The sequence below is a fragment of the Phaeobacter sp. HF9A genome, from assembly GCF_011806385.1.
Taxonomy (GTDB): Bacteria; Pseudomonadota; Alphaproteobacteria; order Rhodobacterales; family Rhodobacteraceae; genus Epibacterium.
In genome coordinates, this window is record NZ_JAATOX010000130.1 from 1 (window position 1) to 11,095 (window position 11,095).

10 protein-coding genes are annotated in these 11,095 nt (G+C 60.9%); 8 read left to right on the top strand and 2 right to left on the bottom strand.

The features are described 5' to 3' along the window. Positions 1-56: 56 nt before the first annotated feature. Positions 57-1,094: an AraC family transcriptional regulator gene (locus HCZ87_RS17450; RefSeq protein ID WP_167645831.1), complete on the bottom strand. Its 1,038-nt coding sequence runs from the start codon at positions 1,092-1,094 to the stop codon at positions 57-59. Positions 1,095-1,549: 455 nt separating this feature from the next. Here HCZ87_RS17450 and HCZ87_RS17455 point away from each other — a divergent pair, with 455 nt between their 5' ends. Both HCZ87_RS17455 and HCZ87_RS17460 read left to right on the top strand, forming a co-directional pair. Continuing rightward, positions 1,550-2,365, top strand: coding sequence for a 2-dehydro-3-deoxygalactonokinase (locus HCZ87_RS17455; protein WP_167645833.1), 816 nt, complete (start codon positions 1,550-1,552; stop codon positions 2,363-2,365). 284 nt (positions 2,366-2,649) lie between these two features. Beyond that, on the top strand, positions 2,650-3,657 hold the full coding sequence (locus tag HCZ87_RS17460; protein ID WP_167645829.1) for a hypothetical protein: 1,008 nt from the start codon (positions 2,650-2,652) through the stop codon (positions 3,655-3,657). Between the two features lie 75 nt (positions 3,658-3,732). Here the strand turns inward: HCZ87_RS17460 and HCZ87_RS17465 are convergent, their stop codons facing one another. Beyond that, a complete protein-coding gene (locus HCZ87_RS17465; protein ID WP_167645835.1) occupies positions 3,733-4,854 on the bottom strand; it encodes a class I SAM-dependent RNA methyltransferase in 1,122 nt (373 codons plus the stop codon). A gap of 275 nt (positions 4,855-5,129) precedes the next feature. Here HCZ87_RS17465 and HCZ87_RS17470 point away from each other — a divergent pair, with 275 nt between their 5' ends. The 6 genes from HCZ87_RS17470 to HCZ87_RS17495 form a co-directional block, all read left to right on the top strand. Then, positions 5,130-6,863, top strand: coding sequence for an ABC transporter substrate-binding protein (locus HCZ87_RS17470; RefSeq protein WP_167645837.1), 1,734 nt, complete (start codon positions 5,130-5,132; stop codon positions 6,861-6,863). A 186-nt stretch (positions 6,864-7,049) separates the two neighbouring features. Further along, positions 7,050-8,126, top strand: a complete 1,077-nt coding sequence (locus tag HCZ87_RS17475) for an ABC transporter ATP-binding protein (protein ID WP_167645840.1) — start codon at positions 7,050-7,052, stop codon at positions 8,124-8,126. A gap of 9 nt (positions 8,127-8,135) precedes the next feature. After that, positions 8,136-9,227, top strand: a complete 1,092-nt coding sequence (locus HCZ87_RS17480) for an ABC transporter ATP-binding protein (protein WP_167645842.1) — start codon at positions 8,136-8,138, stop codon at positions 9,225-9,227. Beyond that, a complete protein-coding gene (locus HCZ87_RS17485) occupies positions 9,224-10,087 on the top strand; it encodes a carbohydrate ABC transporter permease (protein ID WP_167645844.1) in 864 nt (287 codons plus the stop codon). The genes HCZ87_RS17480 and HCZ87_RS17485 overlap by 4 nt, the downstream gene beginning before the upstream one ends. Before the next feature lie 12 nt (positions 10,088-10,099). Then, positions 10,100-10,897 (top strand): carbohydrate ABC transporter permease, encoded by a 798-nt coding sequence (locus tag HCZ87_RS17490; RefSeq protein WP_167645846.1) that lies wholly within the window; start codon positions 10,100-10,102, stop codon positions 10,895-10,897. Between the two features lies 1 nt (position 10,898). Continuing rightward, the coding region (locus tag HCZ87_RS17495) for a DUF2160 domain-containing protein (RefSeq protein ID WP_167645848.1) at positions 10,899-11,095 on the top strand (197 nt) is incomplete at its 3' end.

Sequence of the window (11,095 nt, forward strand, 5' to 3'; positions counted from 1 at the left end):
GGCATCGGCAAAGCGGCGACACGTGCAGACATCAGATCGCGGGGTGGGTTCTGAGCCTAAGCAGATTTTCTGTGGCTGTTTCGGTAGAGACCCGGGCTTTGCCCGGTCCAGCGCCGAAAGGCATCGTTGAAACTGCTCAGGCTGGAATACCCCATCAGGAAGGAAATCTCCGACAGGGTTTTTTCGTTCTGTTGCAGGTAGCGCAGAGAGAGCGACTTGCGCACCCCCTCCAGAATGGCGAAAAAACTGGTCCCCTCGGCGGAGAGCTTGCGCGACAGGGTACGCTGGCTAATGCCGAGCGCCTCGGCGACGCCCGCAAGGCTTGCCTCGCCATCCGCCATGCCATCCATGATCAGCCGCTCAACCGTGATCGACAGCGGGTTGCCGCTTGGGTCTGCGCTTTCCCGGATAAGGTTGGCATGTTCAATCAGCAGACAGAACAATCCCGGATCCGCGCTCGACAAAGGGTGTTTGAGATCCTGCGCGCGAAAGACCAGCCTGTTTACCGGCGCCCGATAGCGCGGCACCGCCATCAGGGCCGATGCGGCAAGGGTCTGGCTCGGCGGTGCAGCATGCATGAAGTCCACCGACACCGGGCGAAGCTGCGCTCCGCTCAGCTCGCGCAGATTGCGCAGCAGGAGCGCGGCGGAGAACTCGCTCCAATGTCGCAGGTTCAGCTTTCCTTGCGTGCCGTAATCCCAGCTGAGCCCCACCAGATCCTCCGGGGCGGTCTCCGCGTCTGGCGTGTTTACGGGCGGCGCCAGCATAAACACATCGCTCAGCCGGGCCAGCGTTTGCAGCGCAGCGCCAACCGTGGCTGACGCCCGGATCGCATAGCCGATCAGCCCGCCCACCCGCAGATCGCAGGACGCCGCAAAGTCCAGCCCGATATCCGGTGCGTCGCTCAGGGCTTCGGCAACCTCGAACACCAGGGCGTGATCATGAACATGAAGCGACGACACCGCTTCGGCGAACCCTTCGGTCACGGAAATTTTCTGATCCAGAGCCGGGACAAGCTCTATTCCCCGCCCCGCCAGATACTCCGTCAATTTTTCAACAAAGGCACCGCCGTTGGGCGCGAATACATCCTTCATGATTATTCTACCTCCCACGGCGTCCTGCCGACCCGATTGCTGGGCTGCGACGGCAACGCCGGAAACATCCGACACTCTTCATCACGCCTGCTCGCCACCTGTTTGGCTTTGGTCGAACAGTGCTCTACTTACTTCGATGGGACTTGGTCAATTTCAATTTTCGACATAAAGGCCAAGCCTCTTGCGCAAAAAATCTACGCAAGCTCTGTCCGAAACACATCACAACCGCGTCAACTCCGGCCGTTTCCCCCTTCTGGTGGCGCTAACTGCGTTCCAAATCAGATTGATTGCCAACTTAGCTTTAAACTCGTGGTTGTGATTGTTCCCGTTGGTCTAATTACCGATTTCAAAAGTATAGCTTTTGTGACCGAAGGATCACGGGGCCTTTTTATTGAGTTTCGTCAAAAATCACGGCATCAGGGTGGCGTGCGTCCGTTCAACCGATGAGGTCTCCGATGTCTGATCCCACAATGCCCACATGGATTGCGTTTGACGCGCAACATTGCCCGCCCCGCGCCTGGCGGATGGCCGGTTCGACGCCGAGGGGCGAAGCGATCCAGGTTGATACGGTGGAGGACGCGCGGACGCTGATACCCGGCGCCGACCTGGTGATGGCAGGCGCCCCGGACGGCGAGGCACACGCGGTCCCCGCAAAACCCGCCACGCTTGCCGTGACAAAAGACCCCGCTGCCGCGGTGTGGCGCGTTGCCAGCCTGAGCCAAACGCGCCCCTTTGGCCGCATGGAGGGCGCGGCCTGTCACATCGACGGGTTCCTCAGCCTGAACAAGGATTGGGACGGTGTGATTTGCCTGCCGGGGTTTCAGGCCACCCATTGGGCCCTGATCAGCGCCGAAGAAGTGGTGAGCTTCGCCAGCTTTGCGACCGCTCCCATGGTGCAGGCGCTTTGCCCGGTGCCCTATCTAGACCAGGCGCCAAACGCGGAGGCCCTGGCCAATGCGGCGCAGGACGTCTTGTCACAACCCGAAACCCTGGCGCTGCGCCTGGCGGAAACGCGGGCAAAATGGGCAGCCGGCGCGTTGGACGCCCACGGCGCGCGCAGCGAAAGCTGGGGCGCGGCCCTGGGCGCGGAGCTGGCCGCCTCCCGCGCATATTGGCTGGGCCAGAACCTTGCGGTCATTGGCCCCAAGCCGCTCGCCGCGCCCTACCTGGCAGCGCTGCGCGCGCAATATGTGCCGGTGACCGAAACCGACGAGACCCGTATGCTCCTGACCGGTTTGGCCCGCGCCTATGCCCGCAGGCCACAGCCCTAGGCCCGGCCCCATTCATCCTGACTGTTCAAGGAGGCGCGACTCAGCAGCCTGTCTCCCCTCCGCTCGACCAGCCATGCAAAATGGAAACAATTCGAGCAATGCGCGCAGCATTGTCGCCCGCAATTGCGCGTGAAAGGCTTAATTAAAGAAAAATTAAGAAAAAACTAAGGCAACACCACGCTCTTTTTATACTGTCCTCATGCGCCCTGCGCCGCTGCTGAGGGGAACCACCGTCGGCGACCCGGGTGATGTATTCTGAAAATGGCATATGGGGATGACTGGTCATGACATGGGGTTCTTTTAGTTGGGGCGGATCTTACGGCGGCGGAGGCTCCTCCTGGGGCGGCTCGTCCTGGGGAAGCTCCTCTTGGGGGGGATCTTCCTGGGGGGGCGGTTCCTCTTGGGGAAGCTCCTACAGCTTTGGCGGCAACTGGAGCTGCGGCGGCAGCTATAGCAGCTGGGGCAATGGCGGATGGAACTATGACGCCTGGTCCGGCTCTGGCGATTGCTGGGGCAGCGGCTGGGATAGCAGCTGGAGTAGCTCTCATTCCGGCGACTGGAGCAGCAACTGGTATGATTGCTGGGATTCCTCTGACGATGAGGAAGAGGATGACAACGACTGGTGCAACTGGGGCGACTGGAAGGACTGGGAGCACTGGTGTGACAATGACGACGACAACGAGGAAGAAGAACCGGAAGATCCGACCCAAGTGACCTTTACCGTCGGGGACAACGATGACCTGACCGTGCAGGTTGAGGAAACGGAGAATGGCAAGCTGATCCTCAAGTTTGATCCCACCGATTGGGACAACGCCCCCGATATCGACGGTATCTTCCTGAACCTGACCGACGAGAGCGTCGCTGAGGGGCTGAATGTCCATCTTGGCGGCCTGAATGGCGAAGCCGAGGTTGACGTGGACAACGTCGACACGCTGGCCAATGGCACCACCATCTCTGTGCCGTTTGACGTCGGCATGCAGCTCGACAGCACCTCCGCCGGCAGTGAAACCGTCAACCAGGCCTATATCACGCTGTGGTCCGACAATGGCCCGCTGACGCTGGAGGATCTGGATCTGAGCGAGGTCGCGGTTGTGACCGGCGTGGACGATGACAACCCGGAACTGCTGACCGGTGGGGTCGAGGAAGAGGTGACCGTCGCCGAGGACAGCGGTGAAGACACCAGCAGCAGCACCTGCCTTGAAGATCTTCTCGCCCTGATGAACCAGGACATCCCGGAGGATGACCAGCCTGAAGAGCAGATGGAAGAAGACGACATGCTGGAATGCGCCTGATCAACGGATCAAGGTTCCAAAACAGAACGGGGCGCAGAGATGCGCCCCTTTTTCTTGCCGCCCTGCCCTCTTGCGTCAGGGGAGCGGATTGGTGCGGAACAAACGGACCTTCAGCCCGCCATGGGCAATCGGTGCCTCCAGCGGCAGGAATGGCAGGCCGGTTGCGCGGGCCAGCTGCGTGTCGCTGGTAATGATCCCCACGCGCCAGCCGGAGAACCGCGATTTCAGCACCTCGCCCAGCGCGCCGTACACGGCAAAGAGCTGTTTCTTGTTGCCGATACGCGCCCCATATGGCGGGTTCACCATCACCAGCCCCGGCGGCCCATCCGGCCGCTGTAGATCGCTGACAGCGGCATGAGTGAAGGTACAGAGGTCGGCCACCCCGGCGCGTTCGGCGTTCTGCGCGCTCATCTCCACCGCGCCGGTATTGCGATCCGATCCAAAAAACGACAGCGATGTCTCTCGTGGGGCCGGCGCAGCGGCTTGAACGGCTTGCCAGCCCTCGGCATCAAAATTCGCCAGCGACTGAAAGGCAAAGGACCGGCTGCGTCCAGGCGCAAGGCCGCGGGCGATTTCCGCCGCCTCGATCACAAAAGTGCCAGAGCCGCACATCGGATCCAGCACCGGCTCCTGCCCGTCATACCCGCAGGCGCGCAGGCAGAGCGCGGCCATGGTCTCTCGCATCGGCGCCTTGCCCACGGCAACCTTGTGGCCACGCTTGTGCAGCCCCTCGCCCGAAGTATCGACGCTGAAGATACAGGTATTGTCGTCAATCCGCAGCTTGATGGTGACCTCCGCCTCGGCAGAGATGGGCGCGCCGAGTTCTTCGCTGATGGCGCGCTCGATCCGCTGGGTGGCGGCCCCGGCGTGATAGATCTTGGATTTCTTGTTGGTGACCACCTCGACCTTGACCGGCACATCGGCGCGCAGCACCTCGCCCCAGGGAAATTTGCGCGCCCGTTTGTCCAGCTGCGCCAGGTGAAAGGCCCGGAACGAGCCGATCCGCGCCAGGACCCGCGTCGCGCCGCGCAGCATCAGATTGGCGCGCCAGACGTCGGGCCAGCCGCCGTCAAAGCTGACGCCACCGGGGATCTGCCGCACATTGGCAAACCCCAATGCGCTGGCCTCAGCAAAAAGGGGCTGTTCCAGTCCCGGCGGGGCGATCAGAAAAATTTCAAAGGAGCTATGATCAGTCATGACCGCTCTCTTAGCTGGAATCGCCCCCGCCCGATATCCCAAAACGTTCAGCCTGATAGGTCAAATATACTGACCCTTTTGACGCGTTGCAGCGCGCGATACCATGTAACTCTTGACAACCTGAGAGATCGCGCACCACAAAAAATATCGTTTAATATCAATATATAAAACAATTACTAAAAAATTAGTTTGACAATTTTCCCCGCACAGTGAAACTCAAGCGCAGTTGGATGAGCAATAATCATCCGACCTTACAGACTTTAGGGAGGAGAAAGATGCGGAAGTATCTTTTGACCGCAGTTGCAGCCAGTGCTGTGATCGCGGCAACGGGTTCGTATGCCGACGAGGCAGCCGCCCGGAAATGGATTGACGAGGAGTTCCAGCCCTCGGTCCTGACCAAGGACGAACAGCTGGCCGAGATGCAATGGTTCATCGAGGCAGCGCAGCCCTATGCGGGCATGGAAATCAACGTGCTGTCCGAGGGCATCCCCACGCACAGCTATGAATCCGAGGTGCTGACCAAGGCATTCGAGGAAATCACCGGCATCAAGGTGAACCACCAGATCCTGGGCGAAGGCGAGGTCGTTCAGGCCGTGCAGACCCAGATGCAGACCAAGCGGAACCTCTATGACGCCTATGTCAACGATTCCGACCTGATCGGCACCCACTCGCGGCTGCAACTGGCCTACAACCTGACCGACATGATGGCGGGTGACTTCAAGGATGTGACCAACCCCGGTCTCGACCTTGACGACTTCATGGGCACCCAGTTCACCACCGGCCCGGATGGCGATCTCTACCAGCTGCCCGACCAGCAATTTGCCAACCTCTACTGGTTCCGCAAGGACTGGTTCGACCGCGAAGACCTGAAGGCGGCCTTCAAGGAGAAATACGGCTACGAGCTGGGCGTTCCGGTCAACTGGTCGGCCTATGAGGACATCGCCGAGTTCTTCTCCGAGGATGTGAAGGAAATCGACGGCACCACCATCTATGGCCACATGGATTACGGCAAACGCGCGCCGGATCTTGGCTGGCGGATGACCGATGCCTGGCTCTCCATGGCCGGTGCGGGCTCCAAGGGTGAACCCAACGGCGTGCCGATCGACGAATGGGGCATCCGCATGGAAGCGGGCTCCTGTAACCCCGAAGGCGCAAGCGTCACCCGTGGCGGCGCGGCAAACGGTCCGGCGGCGGTCTATGCGATCCGCAAATGGGACGAATGGCTGCGCAAATACGCCCCTCCGGGTGCGGCGTCTTATGACTTCTACCAGTCGCTGCCGGCGCTGGCGCAAGGCAATGTGGCACAGCAGATCTTCTGGTATACCGCCTTCACCGCCGACATGGTGAAGCCGAAATCCGAAGGCAACAACACCGTCGATGACAGCGGCACCCCGCTGTGGCGTATGGCCCCCTCGCCGCATGGCCCCTATTGGGAAGAAGGCCAGAAGGTCGGCTATCAAGACGTGGGCTCCTGGACCTTCCTCAACTCCACCCCGCTGGACCGCGCACAGGCCGCATGGCTCTATGCTCAGTTCGTGGTCTCCAAGACCGTGGACGTGAAGAAATCCCACGTGGGCCTGACCTTCATCCGCGACAGCTCCGTGCGGCACGAAAGCTTCACCGAGCGCTCGCCGAAACTGGGTGGCCTGGTGGAATTCTACCGCTCGCCTGACCGCACCGCATGGTCGCCGACCGGCATCAACGTGCCGGATTATCCGAAACTGGCACAGATCTGGTGGCAGCAAATCGGTGACGTGAACTCCGGTGCCTTCACCCCGCAAGAGGCGATGGATCGTCTGGCGCAGGAAATGGACATCACCATGGCCCGGATGCAGCGCGCAGACGAGCAGGCCAATGTCTACGGCGGCTGTGGCCCGCGCCTGAACGAGGAAAAAGACGCGGAGTGGTGGTACGCCAATGGCGGCGCCAAGCCGAAGCTGGAGAACGAAAAGCCCCAGGGCCAGACCGTGAACTATGACGAGCTGGTCGCCCGCTGGGCGCAGAACTAACCTCTCCTCAGGGATCCTTCCCTGACGTGCCGGGCCTGATCTTCGGGCCCGGCTCCACCTGACCCGACCTTGACGCCAGCCGATGTTCACCATCCCTGGCCTGGGTCGGGGCCCTTTCACACATCACCATTGCCCGCAGTGCCACCGCGTTGGATGTGCACCGGGCCGGAAAGTTCCAAAACCACCATGTCACTTGAACTCAGATCCGTGACCAAACGCGTCGGCGGCGTGCTCCACATCAAGGAAACCTCGCTCACCCTGGTCCCCGGTCACTTCAACGTTCTTCTGGGCGCGACCGGGTCAGGAAAAACCTCTCTGATCAAAATGATGGCCGGGCTGGACCCCATCGCGTCAGGCGCGGTTCTGATGGATGGTCAAGACGTGACCTGCCTCAGCACGCAAAAGCGCAACATCAGCCTCGTGCATCAGTTTTTCATCAACTACCCGCATATGACCGTCTACGACAATATTGCCTCCCCGCTGAAGGTTGCAGGCATGGCCAGGTCGGAACTGGATGACCGGGTGCAGGATGCGGCCAAGATCATGCAGCTGACCCCGATGCTGCACCGCCGCCCGCATGAGCTCTCGGGCGGTCAGCAGCAGCGCTGCGCCCTGGCCCGTGCGATTGCCAAGGAAAGCCGCGCGGTGTTCCTGGATGAACCCCTTGCCAACCTGGACTACAAACTGCGCGAAGAGCTGCGCGACCAATTGCCCGAGCTTTTTGCCGGGCGCGGCGCGGTGGTGGTCTATGCCACATCGGAACCAGAAGAGGCGCTGCTGCTGGGCGGCAAGACCGCGCTGATGCGCGATGGTCGCGTCACCCAGTTCGGCCCCACCGCCGAGATCTATCGCAACCCGGAAAACGTCGCCGCCGCGCGGGTGTTTTCCGACCCGCCGATCAATACCGCCACGATCACCAAACAGGGGCACGAGGCGCTGCTTGGCCCGGATGTGCGCTGGACGCTCAGCGGCGCCGCGGCAGATCTGCGGGATGGGGATTATACCATCGCCATCCGTCCTCACCACGTGCTGCCGGTCGCGCAGGAGGCGGGTCTGGTCAAGCTCAGCGGCCGGGTGCAGGTGACCGAACTCTCCGGTTCCGAGAGCTCGGCGCATTTCGATCTCGCTGTCTCCGGCACCGACGCCTCCTGGGTTTCGCTCTGTCACGGGGTGCACCCTTACAAGGTCGGCGAGCTGCATGATTTTTATATGGATCCCCGGGCGGCCTATGTCTTTGCCCCCGACGGCTCCCGCGTGGCGTGAGGCAAAACGATGGCCAAGATTACCCTGTCCAAACTGCGGCACAGCTACCTGTCCAACCCCAGATCCGACAGCGACTACGCGCTGAAGGAAATCGACCTCGACTGGAATGACGGCGGCGCCTATGCGCTGCTTGGCCCGTCGGGCTGCGGCAAATCCACCCTGCTCAATATCATTTCCGGCCTGCTGGTGCCCTCCGAGGGCCAGATCCTGTTTGACGGCAAGGACGTCACCCGCCTGCCGCCGGATCAGCGCAATATCGCGCAGGTGTTCCAGTTCCCGGTGATCTACGACACCATGACCGTCTACGACAACCTCGCCTTCCCGCTGCGCAATCGCGGCCGCGACGAGGCCACGGTGGAAAAGCGCGTCATGGCGATTGCCGAGATGTTAGAGGTCACCGAGATGCTGCACCAGAAAGCCGCCGGGTTGTCACCTGACAACAAGCAGAAGATCTCCATGGGGCGGGGTCTCGTGCGCGAGGACGTCAATGTGGTGATGTTCGACGAACCGCTCACCGTGATTGACCCGCATCTGAAATGGAAACTGCGCTCCAAGCTCAAGGAGCTGCACCAAAGGGTGCGCGCAACCATGATCTACGTCACCCACGACCAGACCGAAGCGCTGACCTTTGCCGATCAGGTGGTGGTGATGCAGCAGGGCGAAGTGGTGCAGATCGGCACCCCGGTAGAGCTGTTTGAACGTCCGACCCATACGTTTGTCGGCCATTTCATCGGCTCGCCCGGCATGAATATCCTGCCCTGCACGGTTGACGGTGACGCGCGCATCGAAGGCCATCCGATCCCGCTCGAAGGCCCGCTGCGCGACACCGGATCAGGACAGCTCACTGGCCGCACCGAGATCGGCATCCGTCCCGAATTTGTCGCGCTCAACGACACTGGCCTGCCCGCCACGGTGACCAAAGTCTCGGACGTTGGGCGCCATATTGTCGTCGAATGCAGCTGCCTTGGCCACAAGGTCAACGCCGTGATCGAAGGCGCCGCCCCGGAAAAAGGCGCCGAGGTCCATCTTGATTTTCGCAAAGAGCAGACCCGTCTCTACGTGGACGGCTGGCTCGCCACCGAACCGGAGCAGAACGCATGAAAACCGAAAACCAAAAAGCCTGGTTCTTTGTGCTGCCGGTGCTCCTGCTGGTGGCCTTCAACGCCCTCATCCCGATGATGACCGTCGTCAACTACTCCGTTCAGGAGACCTTCGGCGACAATGTGTTCTTCTGGCAGGGGCTGGACTGGTTCGAACAGATCCTGCGCTCGGACCGCTTTCACGCGGCGCTGGGTCGGCAGTTTCTGTTTACCTTCCTGATCCTTGTGATCGAGGTGCCGCTGGGCATCGCCATTGCGCTGTCGATGCCGCGCAAGGGGATCTGGGTGCCGGTCTGCCTGGTGCTGATGGCGCTGCCGATGCTGATCCCCTGGAACGTGGTGGGAGCGATGTGGAACATCTTCACCCTGCCCGATATCGGCCTTCTGGGCTATTTCCTGAACCACACGCTGGGCCTGAACTATGACATGACCCAAGACCCGATCGCGGCCTGGGTGACCATCGTCACCATGGACGTCTGGCACTGGACCTCGCTGGTAGTGCTTCTGTCCTATGCGGGCCTCGTGTCGATCCCGGACGCCTATTATCAGGCCGCCAAGATCGACGGCGCCTCCAACTGGTCGGTGTTTCGCTACATTCAGCTGCCGAAGATGAAAACCGTCCTGACCATCGCCATTCTGTTGCGGTTCATGGACAGTTTCAACATCTACACCGAACCCTTCGTGCTCACCGGTGGTGGTCCCGGAAACTCCACCACGCTTCTGTCGATCGATCTGGTGAAAATCGCACTGGGGCAGTTCGACCTCGGCCCTGCCGCTGCCATGTCGCTCATCTATTTTGCAATCACGCTTCTGGTCTCCTGGCTGTTCTACACGCTGATGACCAAAGACGACCTGAACTAAGGGAGGGATCAGATGCAGAAACGTTCCATCGTCCCCATCGTCTATATCCTGTTCCTCATGCTGCCGATCTATTGGCTGGTGGCGATGAGCTTCAAGACCACCAATGAGATCCTGTCCGGGTTTTCACTGTTTCCGCAGACCTTTACCCTGGAAAACTACCGGGTGATCTTTACCGATCCGACCTGGTACTGGGGCTATATCAACTCGATCCTCTATGTGTCGATCAACACCGTGATCTCGGTCGCGGTGGCCCTGCCCGCGGCCTACGCGTTTTCGCGCTATCGCTTTCTGGGCGACAAGCAGCTGTTCTTCTGGCTGCTCACCAACCGCATGGCCCCGGCGGCGGTTTTTGCGTTGCCGTTCTTTCAGCTCTATTCCGCGGTTGGGCTCTTTGACACCCACCTCGCGGTGGCGCTGGCGCATTGCCTCTTCAACATCCCCCTCGCGGTCTGGATCCTGGAAGGTTTCATGGGCGGCGTTCCAAAGGAGCTTGATGAGACGGCATATGTGGACGGCTATTCCTTCCCGCGCTTCTTCGTGTCGATCTTCCTTCCCGCCATCAAGGCCGGTGTCGGCGTCGCGGCCTTCTTCTGCTTCATGTTCTCCTGGGTGGAGCTCTTGCTGGCCAAGACCCTGACCGCCGTGGCCGCAAAACCCATCGCTGCCACCATGACCAAGACGGCGTCTTCGGCTGGCTACGAGCTGGGCCTCTTGGCCGCCGCCGGCACCCTGACCATCATTCCGGGCGCCATCGTGATTTACTTTGTCCGCAACTACATCGCGAAGGGCTTCGCGATGGGGAGGGTTTGATATGCTGAGCTGGATGGCCTGGACCTGGCCCACCGCCCTTGTCTTCATCGGGATCTTCTCCGCCATCGGCGTGCTGATCGCACTGGAAATCCGCACCCCCGGCGGCGATGCCCGCAAGGGTGTCCTCGGCCTCACCACAACCCGGGGAGATCGGCTGTTCATATCGCTTCTGGGCACCTCCTATATCTTCCTTGCCTG

What these genes read in the sequence shown, in the direction of transcription:
- HCZ87_RS17480 (WP_167645842.1), top strand. Translation starts at nt 8,136, where the DNA reads ATGGCCAAGATTACCCTGTCCAAACTGCGGCACAGCTACCTGTCCAAC.
- HCZ87_RS17465 (WP_167645835.1), bottom strand. Translation starts at nt 4,854, where the DNA reads ATGACTGATCATAGCTCCTTTGAAATTTTTCTGATCGCCCCGCCGGGA.
- HCZ87_RS17455 (WP_167645833.1), top strand. Translation starts at nt 1,550, where the DNA reads ATGTCTGATCCCACAATGCCCACATGGATTGCGTTTGACGCGCAACAT.
- HCZ87_RS17475 (WP_167645840.1), top strand. Translation starts at nt 7,050, where the DNA reads ATGTCACTTGAACTCAGATCCGTGACCAAACGCGTCGGCGGCGTGCTC.
- HCZ87_RS17450 (WP_167645831.1), bottom strand. Translation starts at nt 1,094, where the DNA reads ATGAAGGATGTATTCGCGCCCAACGGCGGTGCCTTTGTTGAAAAATTG.
- HCZ87_RS17490 (WP_167645846.1), top strand. Translation starts at nt 10,100, where the DNA reads ATGCAGAAACGTTCCATCGTCCCCATCGTCTATATCCTGTTCCTCATG.
- HCZ87_RS17460 (WP_167645829.1), top strand. Translation starts at nt 2,650, where the DNA reads ATGACATGGGGTTCTTTTAGTTGGGGCGGATCTTACGGCGGCGGAGGC.
- HCZ87_RS17485 (WP_167645844.1), top strand. Translation starts at nt 9,224, where the DNA reads ATGAAAACCGAAAACCAAAAAGCCTGGTTCTTTGTGCTGCCGGTGCTC.
- HCZ87_RS17470 (WP_167645837.1), top strand. Translation starts at nt 5,130, where the DNA reads ATGCGGAAGTATCTTTTGACCGCAGTTGCAGCCAGTGCTGTGATCGCG.